The sequence below is a fragment of the Metamycoplasma sualvi genome (genome assembly GCF_045276925.1).
Lineage (GTDB): Bacteria > Bacillota_I > Bacilli_A > Mycoplasmatales > Metamycoplasmataceae > UBA710.
Map to the genome: position 1 here is coordinate 517,805 of NZ_CP174167.1, position 19,621 is coordinate 537,425.

At 24.8% G+C, this 19,621-nt stretch carries 16 protein-coding genes; 10 read left to right on the plus strand and 6 right to left on the minus strand.

All coding sequences use genetic code 4. The annotated features are described in order from the left end of the window. Positions 1-632 precede the first annotated feature (632 nt). Positions 633-878, plus strand: coding sequence for a hypothetical protein (locus ACJA29_RS02545; RefSeq protein ID WP_406602339.1), 246 nt, complete (start codon positions 633-635; stop codon positions 876-878). Between the two features lie 60 nt (positions 879-938). Here ACJA29_RS02545 and ACJA29_RS02550 read toward each other — a convergent pair whose 3' ends face one another. Both ACJA29_RS02550 and ACJA29_RS02555 read right to left on the minus strand, forming a co-directional pair. After that, on the minus strand, positions 939-1,595 hold the full coding sequence (locus ACJA29_RS02550) for a hypothetical protein (RefSeq protein ID WP_406602340.1): 657 nt from the start codon (positions 1,593-1,595) through the stop codon (positions 939-941). 173 nt (positions 1,596-1,768) lie between these two features. Then, positions 1,769-2,872, minus strand: a complete 1,104-nt coding sequence (locus ACJA29_RS02555) for an IS30 family transposase (protein ID WP_406602336.1) — start codon at positions 2,870-2,872, stop codon at positions 1,769-1,771. Between the two features lie 282 nt (positions 2,873-3,154). Between ACJA29_RS02555 and ACJA29_RS02560 the strand changes: the two genes are divergently transcribed. From ACJA29_RS02560 to ACJA29_RS02570, 3 genes are all read left to right on the plus strand, one after another. Beyond that, positions 3,155-5,329 carry a hypothetical protein gene (locus ACJA29_RS02560; RefSeq protein ID WP_406602341.1) on the plus strand — a complete coding sequence of 725 codons (2,175 nt, stop codon included), beginning with the start codon at positions 3,155-3,157 and terminating at the stop codon, positions 5,327-5,329. Between the two features lie 138 nt (positions 5,330-5,467). Next, entirely contained in the window at positions 5,468-5,668 is a 201-nt protein-coding gene (locus ACJA29_RS02565) for a hypothetical protein (RefSeq protein WP_406602342.1), read from the plus strand. A 116-nt stretch (positions 5,669-5,784) separates the two neighbouring features. Further along, complete coding sequence (locus ACJA29_RS02570; RefSeq protein WP_406602343.1) at positions 5,785-5,916, plus strand: hypothetical protein; 132 nt, start codon at positions 5,785-5,787, stop codon at positions 5,914-5,916. A 189-nt stretch (positions 5,917-6,105) separates the two neighbouring features. On the opposite strand, the gene ACJA29_RS02575 is transcribed toward ACJA29_RS02570, so the two are convergent. Continuing rightward, positions 6,106-6,795, minus strand: a complete 690-nt coding sequence (locus tag ACJA29_RS02575; protein WP_406602344.1) for a hypothetical protein — start codon at positions 6,793-6,795, stop codon at positions 6,106-6,108. A gap of 192 nt (positions 6,796-6,987) precedes the next feature. On the opposite strand from ACJA29_RS02575, the gene ACJA29_RS02580 reads away from it, so the two are divergent. Beyond that, the gene (locus tag ACJA29_RS02580) at positions 6,988-7,110 is read left to right on the plus strand and encodes a nucleoside-diphosphate kinase (protein WP_406602345.1); all 123 of its coding nucleotides are present in this window, start codon (positions 6,988-6,990) and stop codon (positions 7,108-7,110) included. Between the two features lie 70 nt (positions 7,111-7,180). Here ACJA29_RS02580 and ACJA29_RS02585 read toward each other — a convergent pair whose 3' ends face one another. Beyond that, positions 7,181-7,306, minus strand: a complete 126-nt coding sequence (locus ACJA29_RS02585; protein WP_406602346.1) for a hypothetical protein — start codon at positions 7,304-7,306, stop codon at positions 7,181-7,183. A 109-nt stretch (positions 7,307-7,415) separates the two neighbouring features. Between ACJA29_RS02585 and ACJA29_RS02590 the strand changes: the two genes are divergently transcribed. The 5 genes from ACJA29_RS02590 to ACJA29_RS02610 all read left to right on the plus strand — a co-directional run bounded on the left by ACJA29_RS02590 (position 7,416) and on the right by ACJA29_RS02610 (position 17,338). Further along, positions 7,416-7,661 (plus strand): hypothetical protein, encoded by a 246-nt coding sequence (locus tag ACJA29_RS02590; protein ID WP_406602347.1) that lies wholly within the window; start codon positions 7,416-7,418, stop codon positions 7,659-7,661. Between the two features lie 39 nt (positions 7,662-7,700). After that, positions 7,701-10,265, plus strand: coding sequence for a C1 family peptidase (locus ACJA29_RS02595; protein ID WP_406602348.1), 2,565 nt, complete (start codon positions 7,701-7,703; stop codon positions 10,263-10,265). 494 nt (positions 10,266-10,759) lie between these two features. Next, the gene (locus tag ACJA29_RS02600; protein WP_406602349.1) at positions 10,760-12,520 is read left to right on the plus strand and encodes a lipoprotein 17-related variable surface protein; all 1,761 of its coding nucleotides are present in this window, start codon (positions 10,760-10,762) and stop codon (positions 12,518-12,520) included. Positions 12,521-12,608: 88 nt separating this feature from the next. Then, positions 12,609-12,884, plus strand: a complete 276-nt coding sequence (locus tag ACJA29_RS02605; RefSeq protein WP_406602350.1) for a hypothetical protein — start codon at positions 12,609-12,611, stop codon at positions 12,882-12,884. A gap of 143 nt (positions 12,885-13,027) precedes the next feature. After that, positions 13,028-17,338 carry a PolC-type DNA polymerase III gene (locus ACJA29_RS02610; RefSeq protein WP_406602351.1) on the plus strand — a complete coding sequence of 1,437 codons (4,311 nt, stop codon included), beginning with the start codon at positions 13,028-13,030 and terminating at the stop codon, positions 17,336-17,338. Here ACJA29_RS02610 and ACJA29_RS02615 read toward each other — a convergent pair. Then, a complete protein-coding gene (locus tag ACJA29_RS02615) occupies positions 17,335-18,420 on the minus strand; it encodes a glycosyltransferase (protein WP_406602352.1) in 1,086 nt (361 codons plus the stop codon). The two genes, ACJA29_RS02610 and ACJA29_RS02615, sit on opposite strands and share 4 nt — an antisense overlap. Continuing rightward, positions 18,413-19,579, minus strand: coding sequence for a UDP-galactopyranose mutase (gene glf / locus ACJA29_RS02620; RefSeq protein WP_406602353.1), 1,167 nt, complete (start codon positions 19,577-19,579; stop codon positions 18,413-18,415). The genes ACJA29_RS02615 and glf overlap by 8 nt, the downstream gene beginning before the upstream one ends. Positions 19,580-19,621: the final 42 nt, after the last annotated feature.

Sequence of the window (19,621 nt, forward strand, 5' to 3'; positions counted from 1 at the left end):
AGGATTTATTTAAGAAAATATAATTTCATATATTTTCATCTTTTAAATTATACATCATTTTTTTAAAATTTCTTTTAAAACACTTATCCAAAAATTATTTGTTCTCCTATATTAATTCCTTTGTTCTTTTTGTAATTAATGCTTACATCATAAATTTAGTACTAACCAAAGCTAGATAAAAACACAAATGAATTTAGGTGGAATTTTGGTAATGCAACTTACATAACATCAATATTTTAATAAATTATTTTTTTAAAACCAGATTAGATAATCCTAAGAATTCGATTGTCTAATAAATTTTGACATTACATAAGAAAAAAGAATTATTTCTAATTCTTTATAGATTTAGAAATGACTAAAAGTAATGATTAAAAGTACAAAAAAGAAGGGCGACGCCCTTCAAAAATAACTACCTTACAGGTATGTAGCTGGGCCCGTGACTACTTAATGAATAAATTATTTACACTGGATATAACCAAAATAGTTTTATAACAAGAAAGTAATAATGTGTCTAAATTAAATGCTTATTTTTTAAATAAAAAAGTTCAAATCAAAAGTCCTTCCACCCATAGAATTTAAATATTTTTAGTCTTTCAACAACTTTGAAACATGATAAATGACACTGAAATTATATGAAAGTTATCAAAGAAATTATGGAAAATAAAAAAACAATTAAGCAAATAGAAATTTATAGAAGAATTGTTAATATCATTAATGATTATCCTCAAGAAATTTATCAAGGCATCAAACTTATGAGCGCCATTGAATTTAATTATTTTTTTACTAAAAGCGGGACTTTTGATTTGGACTTTTTAAATTTAGAACCTACTTTATTTTTCTTTGATATAAAAAACTCCTTACTTCAATTTTATCTGTAAAGAGTTTCTACAATTATTTATACACCATCCTATTCATAAAGTATTATTAGGATTTTGTTCTTAATAAATACCGCCAATAAAGTCTGTTTTAGATTTAAAATGAAGTTCAATATTTACAGATTTACCTCCGACTGATATTGAAGATTCTTTTTGATGCTCTTGTTTATCAAAATATTTATATTTTAGTGATACCGAAGAAAATGTAACTCCTGATATGTCAATATAAATATATCCATCTTCATTTTTCTTAACTTTCATATTATCATAAATAATTTGAGGATCAACTACTCATTCATGTGAAACTAACGAACCAAATGTTTTATCAACCTGTGATATTAGATTAGAAACGATTTCTGTGTTATTTTTAATAAACATATTAATATCGTTATATCCTGTTATTTCATGATACACAATTGTTGGTTGTGAAGGTTGTTGTTCGTTATCTGTAGGGGGCAAAGGTTGTTGTCCTTCATTATCTGTAGGGGGGTTTGGATTTGTATTATCTTGCCCTGGGTTAGAAGGTTTGTTTTCTCCTTCATTATCTGTAGGTGGTGTTGGTTTTGTATTATCTTCACTTGGGTCAGAAGGTTTGCTGTCTCCTTCATTTGAAGTCGCTTGCTTAAAACCAGAAATTACTGCTAATGGTAGTAATGTTGTTCCTAATAAAATTGTTGTTCCTAATAAAATTGTTGTTCCTAACGAAAATTTTGTTTTCATAATTAAACTCCTTTATTTAGGATTTATTTAAAAAAATATAATTCATATATTTTGATTCCTAGAATTATACATTATTTTTGTTAAAATTTCTTTTATAAAATTACTATTATAAAATTTATAAAGTTACCAATTTCAATACCGATAATTCCTTGTATTTCATAATTTTACAATATTTATCAAAGTTGAAATATTCGGTGGGTGTCTTTCTTTTCTAATAATTTAAAGTATTTTTGTAGCTCTTCTTGAGTAACGGTGGTTCCCAATTTGTATTTACTAGTATTTTGTAAATAAGTTTCTGCATTAATTACAAGTGCAATTAGATCACAATCATCTTGGGTTAAATTTTTGAAAGATTTGCCTTTTGGAATAAATTTTCTTATTTGCTTATGTTTTTGTTCAATTGAACCTTTTTGTCAAGAAGAATATGGATTAGTGGAAAATCATGGAATATTTAATTTAACTAGGTCATAATTTTCAGTTCCATTGTCTGATGTAATCGATTTGATTTCTTGATTCATATTTTCGATGTTATTTTCTACTGCTTTTAAAAATTCATCACTTTGTTTATTTTCATAAATAGTTATGGATAATCTTCTAGATTTTCGATCAATCATTGTAGAAAGATATTTATTATCAGTTTTAGTTCCTTCTACAGTATCTACTTCAACATCACCATATCTAATTCTTTTATTGATAATTTCATCTCTTTGATCAATGGGTATTGCAATTACTCTTTTGCCTATTTTATGGGGTTTTTTATAGTATTTACCATGCTTTAGGTATGGAAATATTCTTAATGTTACTCCACTCATTTTATTTTGCCTAATTAAGTGATATAAATGCTTTGGAGAATAATATAATCCTAATTTCTCTTTGATTATCTTGGATAAGGTTTTGGCAGAAGTTTTATTGCCGGTTGCTTTAGCTACTGTTCTTATCAATTTAGCAACTTCTAAGTGTTTAGATAAGCAATTTTGTTGTTTTATTATTTCTAATTTTTTTCTCTTATTATTTAATCTATTAAGATAAATATTTGAATCATAATAATATAGTTTATAAGAATAATTTTTTATTTTTTTATAACAATAAGTTTTAGTTTTAAAAAGCATTTTTCTAATTGTTTCAACAGAATAATTTGTTGCTTTTGAGATGAATTCATATCTTTTCATCATTTTTGGAATAAAGTTTTCTTGAGAAGAATCAGATATTTGATTCATTAATGCAAAAATTAAATTAATTTTTTCTAATTCTTTTTCAAATATAAATTGAAGTTTCATATAATTTAGTTGTCCTTTTCGGTTTTTTTATATTTTACAAGGACAGCCAGGGAGAAATCTCTGGTTTTTTATTTATCGGTATTTAATTTGGTAAATTTATAAAGAGTACAATTCTATCAAATTTATCAAAAAAAGTTGTATAATTATTTTTTAGAGATTTATTATTAATTAATATATTAATTCTAAAGACTATTAATTAATGTTTAATTTCGAAATAATCTCTTAAAATATCTTGGTTAAAAATTTCTAATTTCTCAATATATTTAGAGGAGGATTTAAATTATGGTTAAAAAACTTATGATTCCATTAATTGCTGGATCAGCAGTTGTAGTAGCAGTGGCAGCAATAGCTGTTCCTATATCTATTGTTAATTCACAATCTACCAACAATGGTGGATCAACGGGTGGATCTAACAATGGTGGATCTAACAATGGTGGATCTAACAATGGTGGATCTAACAATGGTGGATCTTTAATAGCATCATTAAGAAAATGAAATATTGAAGACACACAAGCAATTGCAACACAATCATTAAGTATTAGTGATATAACAAACTCTGTTATTGAATTTTTATATGCAAAACAAGATGAGTTTATCAAAAATATTAATGCATCATATTCAGTTTTAAAACCAACTAAAAGAGATGAGAAAAATAACTATATTTCATTTACCATTCCAGTTCCATATAAAGATACTTCAGAACTAAATGCATTTGCAAAAACTTATTTTTTAAATGAAAATAATTGAAATGATGTAATTTCTTATTGTAAAAGCAAAAATCAAAATATAACTGATTCATCAGAAATTCAAAAGATGGAAATTGTGTATTCAATTTCAAAAGATGCTACAAATGAAAATTTAGTAAATGTAAAACCTGAACAGTTGGTAGTTTTAATTGAAAATAAAGAATATTTAATTGATTTTTCACAAGAAAGACCATTTTCATCTTATACATTATTTGTGGGTTTAAACAACAATGTAAATAGTGGAGCAATTATAGAAAAAGGTCAAAATATTTTAAGACCAATGATGTTGAATCAAGAAATTTTTGATTGTAGAGTTTTTGGTGATTTAAATCAAAATACTGAATCTATTATGGTTATGATCAATAAAATTAAAGCAACAGATCTTATTTACTTAAATAGATCAACCATTTTTAGTAATTATAATGATTTAAATAATAAAGATTTTATTAGTAAAGTAGATGCAACACCTGTGATTGAAAAATCACAAATTAGTGTAGAAATTTCATATAAAAATGTGAATGTAAAAACAAATTTTGCAATTCGATTAAGTGATGATAATTTATTAAGATTTTCTAAATTATCTGATATAAAAAATTGATCAAATGGTGAAAGAGAAATAATTGACTTGGGCTATTCTTCTATTTCAGGTGATACAGTATTAGATTCAGCAATTCAATTAATTAATAGTAGAGTTAAAAAAGAATATAAGGATTATCCTCATATTGATAGTTTTATCAAAAAAATTGGTGGGGAAAACAATGCATTTACAATGGAGTTAAATCCAAATGGCATTTTTAATAATAGTGAATTATTACAACAATTCCCAAAAATTTTTAGTTGATTAGGTCAAGCATGAATTCAAGCTGTTAATGCTTTAGGAACATTCCCAAATATTAATAAAATTCAAAACATTATTGTTGAATTCAATATCCAAATTACTGGTGATTTAAAATTATCAACTAGTGTAGATGCAAAAATTGTTCCCATAAAAACAACAATTACTTTTAACACAAACACTTTATCAAATATTGTTTGATACTTCTCAAAAGATTTACAAAATGAAAAATCTTATATATTAAGTTTTGAAAATTCAACAGATAATCATAAAATTCAGGATACTTACTTAGATAATCTGCGCACTTGAGCAACACCTAATAATAGGGGAATTGCTTTAGATGATAGGACAACAACTATTGGTGATGTAACATCTTATATTACTGAATATATCTATTGAACACAACATGATATTTTTGGAAGTATACCACAAGATACAATGCCTCAAGTGGCTTCAAAAGATAAGACTAACAATAGATTTTACATGAAACTAAAAGGTAAAATTATTTCAGAAGATATGGTAAGATCACAATTTAAAAGAATGTGAAATCTAGATTGAGATCAATGAAAACAAAAAGTTAAAAATAATGGACAAGCAAACAGATGAATACCAGATCCAAATTATATTAGCAATATGACTATTGAATATCAAGTAGAAGAGATAGAAAGAAATCTTGCTACAGGTATTATGAAATATAAAGTAAAACCTATTTCAATATCAATTTTGTATGCTATGTATGGTGGTAATAAAGAAATGACTTGATACTTCTCAGGTGATCTTCAAGGAAAATATTCATATGATGTAGCATTAAAAGCAATGAAAACACCTTTTCTTCTTAATAATCTTTTGATAGGTGAAACAGTTCCCTTATATTAATTAATATATAGATAATAAATTTTATTTATATAAATTTTCCCAAATTGTAATCACAATCACAACACCAATAATTATTAAAGGTTGGGTTGTGATTTTTTAATATTAAAAAATCCTTTCCAACCCAAAAAGGTGGAAAGGATGTCAAAAAAACTAAATAAATTATCTCATAATGAACGCTTTTTGATTGATATTTTATTTAATCAAGAAAGAAAATCTAGAATGGTCTTTATTGAAAAAATTAAAACTAAAGATCCTATGAAATTAAATTCAAAAGTTTATCAATTAATAAAAAGAAATAATTTATACGTGAAATCAATTACTATTGATAATGGAATTTAATTTTCAAAAATCGGTTTACTAGCTAAATGAATAAAATGTCATGTTTATTTTTGCAAACCCTATATTTCTTATCAAAAAGGATCGAACGAACATATAAATGGTATTATTAGAAGATTTTGAAAAAAAGAACAGATTTTTCACAATTATCATGTAGTGACATTTTAGATACTCAAAATAAAATTAACAAAATGCCAAGAGGAATTTTTAATTGAAAATCTAGTTTAGATTTATTCAAAAAAGCAATTTAATAAAAATAAAATCAATATTAAAAATAGAGATTCATTAACTAATGTTAATTTTAATTTATCTTAATATAATTAATTTAGGTGTTGCGATTACAATTACAAAAAAACTCCTTACTTCAATTTTGTTTGTAAGGAGTTTCTACAATTATTTATACACTATCCTATTCATGAAGTGTTATTAAGATTTTGTTCTTACAAAATACTACCAATAAAATCTATTTTAGATTTAAAATGAAGTTCAATATTTACAGATTTGCCTTCAGCTGATATTCAAGCTTCTTTTTGAACCCCTTGATTATCAATATATCTATATTTTAGTTTTGCTGGAGTTGTTGGAGAAAATGTAACTCCTGATATATCAATATACATATATCCATCTTCTTTTATCTTATTATTAACTCTCATATTACCATAAATAATTTTAGGCTCAACTGCTCATTTAGATAACTCTAATGATCTAAATGTTTCATTAACCTGTGATATTAGATTAGAAATGACTTCTTTGTCATTTTTAATAAATGCATCAATATCATCATATCCTGTTATTTCATGATACACAATTGTTGGTTGTGAAGGTTGTTGTCCTCCATTATCTGTAGGTGGTGTTGGATTTGTATTACCTTCACCTGGGATAGAAGGTTTGTTTTCTCCTTCATTATCTGTAGGAGGTTTTGGATTTGTATTATCTTCACCTGGGATAGAAGGTTTGTTTTCTCCTTCATTATCTGTAGGAGGTTTTGGATTTGTATTATCTTGACCTGGGTTAGAAGGTTTATTTTCTCCTTCACTTGAAGTCACTTGGTTAGAACAAGAAATTACTGATAATGGTAGTAATGATGTTCCTAATAAAATTGTTGTTCCTAGCAAAAATTTTGTTTTCATAATTCAACTCCTTAATTTATTTAGAATTTAATTAGGAAAATATAATTTCATATATTTTCATTTCTTAAATTATCTTAAATTATATATCATTTTTTAAAGCATTTATCAACAAAATTATTTCTCATATATTAATTTCTTCATTATTAATCATATTCATATCTTGTAGATGTGATTGTTTCTTAGGAGTTTCTTATGCAAAGAACATTTGTTATGATTAAAGCAAATGGTGTTGAAAGAGCATTGGTTGGCGAAATTATTAAAAGAATTGAAAAAACAATTAAAAATTTATTGATTTCATTTTTAAAATTTTTCTAATAATTCAAATAATCGACAATGCAAACGCAGCTGAAGAAAGACATAAAAGTGTAATATTTCATCATTTAGTCTAAGGAATGCCGGCACATTCATCAGCATCAAGCAGTAAATCTCTATCTAATTTAATAGTTTCAAATGTAACAGTTGGTGATTGTGATAATTCTCCATTTTCATCATATCAACTATTTGCACTCAAAATAAAAATCAATTTAATTTTTCTATTTCCAACTTGTTCTACACTATCAATTCTAATATAAGAAGAATATTTAATTTGGTTTGATCCAACAACAAATTTATTTTTATTTTTGAAAATAAATTCTGTATTAATAACATTTTCACTAACAACATCTTTAGTTAATTTATCACCTGACCCAATTGAAGAAGCTCAAATTGGAGCATTAATCTTTGTTTCCTGTTTTTGATCATCTTTAAAATCTTTAATTAGTGTTTCAAAAGATTTTCTTCTATTTTCTAAAATTCCATTTTGATTGTATCAAGCATTAGGGGCTAAAAATATTGCAAGTCTAATTGTATTTCCTTCGCTGTGTTAAAATATATAAATATATAAAAGTAAAAATGAAGTGATTATTATGAAAAAAAATAAATCAATAAAATTTTTTACAAATATAATAGCTTTTGTGTTTTTATTACTACCTACTCTTTTATTTTGTTCATTTATACCAACTAACAAAACAAGCACAAGTCTAACTAATAATTCAAATGTAGTTAATAAATTAGAAAACGCACAAACAATTGAAGTGTCAACTCCTACTTTAGATGAGTTAAGAAAGCTTTCAGTAGATGAGATTGCATCTTTAAAAAAACTTGATATGCGTAGTTATAATCTTGTTACTCCTGTTAAAGACCAAGGAGCACAAGGGATATGTTGAGCTTATGCATTTGCAGCTTCAAGTGAAGTTAATATGTTATATAAAAATGTTTTAGATGGAAAATATCACAATCAAAATTTTGGTTTATCATCTAAAAAAATTGATTCAGCTGTCAATATAAGAAATGCAGATACTGATGTTTTAAGATTAACAGAGAAAGATACTTTTAGAAGACAATTAGGAAATGGAGCAATTTCACTTTTTCACCATGCACAAATTATGATGCAGCAAAATGCGGATATTGTTACTGAAAATCCTAACAGTGTAACAGGGGAAAAAGCAGCTTGATTGCAAAGCATAATTAACATACAAAATGATGTTCAAGAAATTAAAAGAACCATTGCTAAATATGGAGCTGTGGCATTTGCATATAAATCAAGCAATTATACTTCTTATTATGCAACAAGCTCTTCATTTGACCATGCTGCAACAATTGTTGGTTGAGATGATGATTATGATAAAAATAAATTTGGACCAACAAAACCTAGTCGCAATGGTGCATGAATTGTGAAAAATAGTTGAGGAACAAATAAGTTTGATAGTGGATATTTTTACTTATCATATGATTCAAAAATATTTGATATTGTAGCCTTTGATTATGTAAACAAGAATAAGTATCAAAATATCTATTATTATGATGGTATGGCAAAAATTATGGATTCAGCAGAAATTGGAACTAAAAAAGTAGCTGCAATTTTCCCAGTTAAAAAGGCAGCATATAATAGCATTGAAAAATTAAAAGGGGTTTCATTTGGTTTGATCGGGAAAAATGCAAAAGTTAAAGCTACAGTATATACCAATGTAGATGCTAACCCAATTAATAGATATTCACAATTTAATAATCCTGAGAGTGGAACAAAAGTTCTAGAACAATTGAGTGACGTATATCCAAATTCAATAAATTTTGGTGGTCAATACACATTGGAATTTAATAAAGAAATTGAATTAGAACCAGGAACTTACTTTAGTATTGTTCTTGAACCAATAAATGATACTAATGATGCTAGAATATTATTTTCAAGCGAAACATATTCTACAAATGATTTGACTTTTTATGACAATAATAATCAATGATTAAATTGTGCAACAGCAGATCTTGATAGAGCTCAATACAATGTTGCTATCATAAAAGCTTTAACTGCAACAACAGCTAAAGAAGCTGTTAAAAATAACAACTTACTTTATGCTGATGTTAGTTTTAATGAACAAAAATTTAATTATAATGGAGCCACTTCAAACCCTTCTCCAATTGTTGAATATGAAGGTAAAATTTTAAGAGAAAATCAAGACTATATTGTTGAACAAAGACAAATTATTGAAACCAATGCAGATAATCCAGAACAAGTAGGAACACTAATAACTACAGTTAAAGGTTTAAATGATTACAAAGGAAGTAAAAAAAGTTATTCAATTATAGTAAAAGGTGACAAACCAAACTTAGATTTAAATGGCCTTGGTTCTTTTGATGATAAAACTGGAATTGCTTATATTAATATAAAAAATAGTTTTGATCAAAAAATTGTTAGCTATTCTGATATTGTTTTACCAGAGGGATGACAATTTGAAAATGATGGAGAATTAAAAGATGGTTTAAATGAGAATAACAAAATTAAATATGTAAAAGATGATGCTAATCTTTATCAAACAACAATGTTTGCTGTTAACGTCAATAAAGAAACTGTAATATCCGACATAAATGATGCAACTAATGAATTGCTTGAGACCCAGCCTCTTTACTATACTGGAAATGAAATTAAACCTAATATTAAATTAAAATTTAATAATAAATTATTAATATCAGGTGTAGATTATGATATTTCATATAGAAATAATATTGAAGTGGGTGAAGCAAATATAACAATAAATGGAATAAATTATTTTAATAATGAAAAAAATATTAATTTTACAATTGTTAAAGCAAAAAATAAAATTACTTCATTTAAAATATCAAATGATAATCCAATAGCAACATCGTTGTTTGGTCAAGAAAATATTATTTATAAATACTATAAAGATAAAGATGGTCTAATTGAATTATCAGATAAACCAAATGCAGGCGACACATATTATGTTAAAGCTTGTGTTATGGAAACAAAAAATTATGAAGCAGCTTATAGTGATTTATTGGAAGTTAATCCTTCTACTGCTAATAAAAAAACTTCCCCAGAAACAACAGTTATATTAGTTTCGACAATCATTGCTATAATATCTTTAATTGTCATATGTTTGGCAATACTAGGTTTAATTACAAAATTTAAAAAATAAAAGTTTAGTACTATAAAAATATTTTAAATTAATGCAAGAATATCAATAGATCCAAAAAAATGATAGTCTATAAATATTGGGCTAATGTAGAACAATTCGAAAAAAGTTTCTTTTCCTTACAGGGACTAGATACTTTTTTTATTTCTAAAATTGAGAACACAAATAAACAAATTGTAGAAAACAACAATTGTAGGAAAAATAATAATATTAAAATGTTGATTTTTTGTTGGTTATTTCTTTAACTAATTCTATAAGATGCTATAAGAGCTAATATTGAAAGACTAATGATTAATGCATTAAGCAACATAATAAAGAAAGAGAAAAAAGTTGGAAAAACAACATTTATTTTCATTTTTTTATATGTTAAACTGATATCATTTTAATTTTATTTTTAATTAATTCATTTTTTTTCATCATGTTTCATTAATTTAAAAATTGTAACACTGAGTAACCCTTTTTAATTTTCCATATAAAAGCGTTAAAATTAATATATTATGAAGAAAAAATTATTACCTGTTGGATTATTAATGTCATTCCCAATCTTTCTTTCACCAATATTAATAGTTAATAGTTGTAGAAGCAATTTACCAGAAAATGATGAAATGACATTAGAGAATTTTGTTGCTAATATAAAACCAACATTAAAAACAAATAAAGAGAATTTAAAAGCACAAACATTAGCTTCTTCAATTCAAACTGAAGATGATGTAAAAAATTGATATGATAATTTACCACAATCACAAAATGGAATAAATGTAACTTTTCAATATGCTTCTTCTGATAATACAAAAGGCGTACTTAAAATAGTGTATCTTATTGAAAAAAATGGAAATAAGCTTACTTACACAAAAGAGGATAATGGGTTTAAAATAAGTGATAAAACCCAAGATCAAATTGATGTTGAAGATTTTGTCAAAAATATAAATCCAACATTAAAAACAGATAAAGAGAATTTAAAAGCACAAACATTAGCTTCTTCAATTAAAACTGAAGATGATGTAAAAAATTGATATGATAATTTACCACAATCGCAAAACGGAATAAATGTAACTTTTAGATATGCTTCTTCTGATGATGCAAAAGGAATGTTAACAGTTTATTACCAAATTCAAAAAGGAAGTTATGTTACTTCTTTTTATTGAGAAACATCAGGGTTCCAAATTGAAACACCTTCAACCAGTCAGCCTTCTGAAGACCAAGATCGAATTGATGTTGAAGATTTTATAAGCAAATTAACAAATCCTGTAATAAAAGAAAATAAAAAATCTGAGCAAGCTACTACTCCTGCTGAAAATATAAGAACAGAAACAGAAATAAATGAATGATTTGATGGTTTATGAAGTGGTGATGCGGAAAAAGGAATCCAAGTTTCTTTTTCAAGAACTGAAACTAATAGTAACAATTCTTCAATTGCAAAAGGAACATTAAGAGTTTATTACCAAATTCAAAAAGGAAGTTATACTACTACTTCTTATTGAGAAACATCAGGGTTCCAAATTGAAACACCTTCAACAAGTCAGCCTTCAACTGGTACTACAAAATTTAAAATAACTTTTAAAAGATCTAATGGAAAATTGCTTGATAATTATAATCCAGTTATTGATTTTTATAAAGATGGAAATACAGAGCCATTTCTTGATGACAAACAAATTATTGGCCCTGTTACTGAATTTGAATTACCAACAGGCACATATAGATGTGTTATTGTAAGTAATATTCCAAATGGAATGGAAGTAAATAGAGAATTTACAATTTCTGAACAAAATCCTTCCTATGATGTAATTTTTACACCTAAAAATTTACAAAATGAACCAACACCTGAAAATTATAAGTATCAATACAATGATGTTTTATTCCAGACTGAATATACTGATGTAAACGATAATAAAGTAAAGTTATCTGATAATATTAAAAATAACAAAGTTACTATAATTATGTTCTTTAAAATAGATTGCTCAAATTCTCAAGCTATGTTTGAAGAGATTGATAGATGAAAACAGGAAGCGGGTATTAAAGATCGTTTTGATGCTTGACTTTTTTCTACAAGTGATTCTAAAGACAGATTAAAATTATGATCAAATACTTGAAAAAATTTTAAGGTTTTTTATGATGAAAATCGTATGGTTAGAAAACATTATTTTGATGATACTAAAGTTCCAAGAATTTGTTTTATAGATCAAGAAGGGGTGCTAATTTCTAAAGTTGTTGGTAAAGTTAATAATTTAAAAAACTATCTTTTAGAATTGCTTAATTAATTTATTTACTTTCAAATGGAACATCCATATGATTAATATTTTTACTTTATAAAGATCATTTTTTTCATAACCTATTAAAACTCCTCATATGAATATTGCAAAAATGCTGATGGTAAGATATGGAAAATCTAATGCATTATACAACTTCTTTAAATTCCAAGATATTGCTATTCAATTTACTAACAAAAAAGGTAATTCAGAACTTAATAATCCTAATGTATTTGATTACTATGTTCATACTCCAAATGTTGCTAATAACATGTCATTACTTACTTATGTCAGTATTGGTGTAGCTTCAGTTGCAACTCGAGATATATTTGCAATTATTTACTTTGTGGCAAGAAATAAAAAGTTAAAAAAATAAATATTAATTTTAATTGCTTTTTGTTAATTTATAGTATTAAATAAGGAACAAATATTAATAAATTTTTCTTTATATATTTTCTTTTTTAAATAAATTTTTAATTTAAAAATAAAAAACCAAATATTTATTAAAATATTTGAGATATGGAAAGAGCTTTTGAAAAATTTTGTCAACAAATAGATTTTAAAATTAATGATTATTTGATTGATTCTAAGATTAATAATGTTGTTATAGATAAAGATATAAAAAACTCTACAACTTTTTTTGATATCTCTTTTTTTTCGATTCCTACTTATAATGAACTTGTCATTTTTTATGATAAATCTGTTGCTTTTTTTAAACCAACAAATTTAAAAATAAAAATTTCTTTTATCAATAAAAATTATTCTGATAAGAGAATATATGATTTATTAAAATTTGGTTCTAAATTGCTTTTTAATAAAAATTTAGATGATTATTTAGATGCGAAAAATTTGGTTTTTGAAATTTCTAAAAATAAGGCAATATTAGAATTTAATACTTTAATAGATCAAATGAATTTTGAAAAAAATATTAATATAGACAATATTAAAAATTTTTTTAATATTAATGATTTAGAATTTGAACTGAAAACTAAAATGACTTTTAATTTTAATGAAGATGAAAATAATAATGAAGAATTTAAACACTTTATCAAAAAACAACAAGAAAGTAAAGTGCAAATGATTAATAATAAAAGAAATTTTGAAAATAAAAGTTCTAAAAAAATTTTTCAAATGAATATAGATAATTTTTATTCTACACATGAAAAATATATAAAAATAGATGGAAAGGTTTTTAATATTGAAAAAACAATTACTAAAACAAACTTAATTATTGTTTCTATATTTGTATTTGATTCTTCAGAAGCATTGGTTGCTAAATATTTTGTTAGACAAGGTGAAAAAGATAAATATGAATGAATAAAAGTTGGATCTAATATTTCTATTACAGGAGAAAAAAAACAAGAATACAATTCTTCCAATTTTTTTCTTCAAATAATTTCTATTGATGAAATTAAAGAAGAAAGTAAAAATAACAATAAGAAAGAAGAAAATGGAGAAAGAATAGAATTATCAGTTCGTTCTTCTTTATCTGCAATGGATGGTTTTATTTCAGCAACTGATTTAATGAAACATGCTAAAAAAATCGGTTTAAAATCTATAGGTTTTGTTGATTATCAAAATATCCAAGCTTTCCCTGAAATATTTAATAATGCTAAAAAAATAGGTATTAAACCTATCTATGGATGTACTTTTAGTGTAATTTCTAAAAAACATAATTTAATAAAACATAGCAATAGTACAGAATTACTAAAAAATGGTAATTATGTTATTTTCGATCTAGAAACAACTTCATTAAATCCTAGAAATGGGGAAATTATAGAATTTGGTGCCATTATTGTAGAAAACTTCAAAGTGAAAGATAATCTTCAATTTTTTATAAAACCTTCTCAAAAAATTAGTAAATTTACAACTGAATTAACAGGTATTACTCAAGATATGTTAGATAAACAAGCTAAATTTGATAATCAAAAAGATGCAATAATAGAAATTAAAAAAATATTTAAAGATTATGTTCTTGTAGCCCATAATGCACAATTCGATATTGGATTTCTTAATCAAAAATTAACAGAATCTGGTTTTGATGAAATTGAAAACCCTATTGTTGATACATTAGCTGTATCAAGATATTTATTTCCAGTTTCTATATCTTATCGTTTAGAAGTTGTTTGTAAAAAAATGAATATTATTTATGATGCTTCTGTGGCTCATAGGGCGGATTATGATGCTAATGTTCTAGAGCAAGTTTGATTAAATATGATTGAGCTTTTAGAAAGAAAAAATATAAAAACTTTTGATGATCTTGCTAAAATAAATGATTCATTTTTAAATAATAAAAAAATGAGTTATGATATTGCAATTTATGCCAAAAACCAAGAAGGTGTAAAAGAATTATTCAAATTAGTTTCTCATTCATTAACAGATAACTATTATGATGGCCCTAGATTATTTGAAGAAGATTTAAAAAATTATCATAATTTATTAATAGGCCCTGCTTCAATAAATACAAAATTAATTGATTTAGGTTTTACTGGAACAACTAAAGATTTAGAACAAGAAATAGATAAATGAGATTTTATAGGTATTCCTAGTCCTCACTTGTTTTCTCATTTAATATCAAGACAAAATATTAAAGAAGAAGAAATTAAAAGCATTTTAAAAGAAATTATTTTAATTGCTAAGAAAAAAAATAAATTAATTATTGCTATTGGAGATGTTAGATATATTGATGAAGAAGATATTATTGCTCATCATATTTATATAAATACTAAGGGATTGGAAGGGAGAAGACATCCTTTATATAAATACAATGAACAAAATCCTCAATATCCTATTCAAAAATTTTTAACAACAAATGAAATGATAAAGCAATTTGAATTTTTAAATTCTGAAAAATTAATTCAAGAAATTGTTGTTGATAATACTATTACTTTTGACTCTTTAATAGAAGATAATATTGAAATTATTAAATCAAAATTATATCCACCAACATTTGATAATTCTCAAGAAAAATTACAAAATTTAGTAATTCAAAATGCTCACAAAATATATGGAAAAGAACTTCCAGATATTATTAAAAAAAGAATTGATAAGGAACTTGAACCAATTAATAAATATGGATTTAGTGTCATATATTGAATTAGTCACAAGTTAGTGCAAAAATCTTTAAATGATGGTTATCTAGTAGGTTCTAGAGGTTCTGTAGGTTCTTCAATTGTAGCCACATTAAGCAAAATAACTGAAGTTAATCCTTTATCTCCTCATTATATTTGTTATCAATGTAACTATAATGAATTTGTAGAAAATCCAAGTACTACAAGCGGTTTTGATCTTGATGATAAATTATGTCCAAATTGTTCTACAAATTTACATAAAGATGGACAAACAATTCCTTTTGAAACTTTCTTAGGGTTTGATGGAGATAAAGTTCCAGATATTGATTTAAATTTCTCAGGAGAATATCAACCGATTATTCATGAAGAAGTAAGAAAAATTTTTGGAGCAACTAGAACCTTTAGAGCTGGTACTATATCAACAGTAGCTTCTAAAACAGCATTTGGGTTTGTAAAAAAATATTTTGAAGATAATAAAATTGAAAAATCTAATATTTATATTAATTTTTTAGCTCAAAAAATTGAAGGATCTAAAAGAACTACAGGGCAGCATCCTGGAGGAATTATTATTATTCCACAAGAATTTGATGTAGAAGATTTTACTCCTGTTAATTATCCTGCAAATGATGTTGCAAGTGCATGAAGAACTACTCATTTTGACTTCCATGCTATTCATGATAATATTTTAAAATTAGATTTATTAGGACATGATGACCCTACTGTTATTAAGTTATTACAAGAATGAACAAAAGTTAAAATAGAAGATATTTCTTTTTCAGATAAAAAGGTTTTAGAACTTTTTTCTTCAACTAAACCTTTAGGAATTGAACCAAAAGATATTAATAACGAACAAACTGGAGTATTGGGAATTCCGGAGTTTGGAACTAAGTTCGTTAGAAAAATGTTAAAAGTTGCTAAACCTGCCTCATTTAATGATTTAATTAATATTTCAGGATTGTCTCATGGTACTAATGTGTGAAACGGTAATGCTGAAGATTTAATTAAACAAGGGAAAAAATTAAATGAAGTTATTTCATGTAGAGATGATATTATGGTTTATTTAATGAAAAAAGGAGTTGATCCGTCTTCTTCTTTCCAAATCATGGAAAAAGTTAGAAAAGGAAAAGGATTAACACCAGAAGATGAAAAATTATTAAAAGAAAATGGTATTGAAAGTTGATATATTAATTCTTTAAATAAAATTAAATATATGTTCCCTAAAGCTCATGCAACTGCTTATGTAATGATGGCATGAAGAATTGCTTGATTTAAAATATATTATCCATTAGAATATTATGCAGCTTTTTATACAGTAAGACCTGATGTTTTTGATTTAGAAAGTGCTATTAGTTCAAAAGAAAAAATAGAGAAAAAAATTAAAGAACTAGAAGCAAAACAATATGCTAATAGCAAAGAAAAAATAACCCAAAAAGAAGAAAGTTTAATACCAATATTTGAAATCATCAATGAAATGCTAGCAAGAGGATTTAAAATCTTAAATATAGATTTAAATCTTTCTGAGGCAACAAGTTGAAAAATTGATTATCAAAATAAAGCTTTAATTCCCCCATTCATTGTTGTTGATGGTTTAGGAATAGCTGCTGCAAATTCAATTGTAGAAGCAAGAAATAAAAAAGCTTTTACCTCTAAAGATGATTTAATCAAAAGAACTTTAATCAATAAGACTACATTAGATAAATTTGAAAATTTAGGTATTATTAATCATTTAAATTCAACTGATCAAATAAAACTATTTTAATCTCAATCTGCCATAATATTTAATTTATATTTTGCATATAATTTTTCGGCAATTTTAATTAAAAATACAACACCATATCCTTTTGTGAATTTTATTAATCTTGATAAAGCTCCTGTGGAAATGATTTGAAAAGCATAATAATTATTATTAGTTTTACATTGCTTTAAAACATTTTGTAAAGTATTATAGATTGCTTCTCTTCTATTTTTAATATTACTATCATATGAAATAATTAGAATTTGTCACTCTAACATATTCTTAGCTATTTTTCATGCATATTTTTTTTGCTTAAATGATGTTAAATCCAATTTAAACAATTCTTCTAAAATCACATTCATAACTTTTTTCTGATCTTCTCTATTTTTAACCATTGTTTTAATGTTAATTGATTGTTCATTTCTTCCGATGTAATAACGATATAGAGGAATATTGATGTAATATAAAAACTTAGCTTGAGAAAAAGGTATGACTGCATATTGAGAATCTGAATAATAAATTCCTTCTATTTGTTTGTAATCTATACTTTGTAAAAATTTAGTACGATAAATAATTGAATGCATTGTAATAATTGAATTTGGATATTTTAATTCACTCATTTTTAATATTTTGTATGGCTCAAAATATTTATCTCATTTATAAATAATTTGCTTGTTTTTAATTACTTTATCAAAAATGAAATCAGTAATAATAACATCAATATCCATTCTTAAGCTAGCAATAATTTGAACAATTTCAATGAAATTTTTTGTATTAAAAATATCATCAACATCTAATACTTTTGTATATTTACCTCTAGCTAAAGTTAGACCTAAATTAATTACTGAGCCATATTGTCCATTCTCTTTATCGATTACTTTAATGAATTCTTTATGTAATTTGTGATTTCATTCAGTTGCTCATTTTTTGGCTTTTGTTGAACAATCATCTTTAGAACCATCATTAATTACAATAATTTCTATATAATTTAAAATTCCAGTTTCTAATGTTTGCTCATTCAAAATAGAATGCAAACAATTATCTATAAATATTTCACCATTATACATTGGTATAATGATTGAAAAAAAAATATTATCATTAATCATTTTTAATTTCTTCGATGATCTTATCAGCCAATATTAAAGCTTCTTCAATTGCTTGATCCATATTAATATAGCGATAAAGACCCATCCTTCCTCCAATATATAAATTTTTAAATTGTTTTGCAAATTCTTTATATTTATCATATTGATTTCTAGCTTTATCTGTTGCTAGAGGATAATAAGGTTCATTTCATTTATCATCATTTTCATCATATGTTCCTGGAAATTCTTTGGAAATAACTGTAATATCATTAATATTCTGTAATGTCATATTTTTATATTCAGTAATTCTTGTCATCTTAGGATCTGCTGGATAATTAACAACACCAGTTTTCTGGAAATTTGTTTTATTAATAATATCAAATTGGAAAAATAAAGAACGATATTCTAATTTACCAAACTTATCTGCAAACAGCTTATCTAAAGGCCCAGTATAAACAATATAACAATCTTCATTATTAAATTTTAAATGGTCATTTTCAAAAGCAATTTTATCTATAGCATTAAAATTAGTAATGACTTTAATATTAGGTAAATCAAACATTCTCTCAAATGCTTTTGTATACCCCTCTTTAGGTAGGCCTTCATAAATATCTTGAAAATATGTATTTCTATTAGATAAAATAATTGGCAATCTTGCTGTCACAGACTCATCAATTTCGTCCGGTCTTAGATTTCACATTTTTGTTGTATAGTTTAAAAAAATATTCTCATAAACAAAAGCTGCTACTTTTTGTATTAATGGATCATTAGATTTTTTTAATTCTAAAATTGGAATTGTATCTTTATCCGGATATAAAGATTTTAATTTTTGTTTAATTTCTTCAGCTTCTTCTGGAAAACAAATATCTATTGACTGAAAATTAAAAGGAATAGGGATTAATTTATCTTTTACATAGGCTTCAACAATATTTTTGTATCCATTTAATTCTCAAAATTGATTCATGAATTCATTAACATGTTGTTTTGATGTATGAAAAATGTGTGGTCCATATTTATGGATTAAAACACCATCTTTTTTATAATCATACATATTTCCACCAATATGATCTCTTTTTTCATAAACAATGACTGAATAACCTTCTTCAGCTAATTTTCTAGCAACAACTGCTCCTGTTATTCCAGCACCAATAATAATAATTTTTTTATCTTTTGATTTCATAAGTTTCTTCTTTTTTATTTAAAAATACATTATATTTAAAAT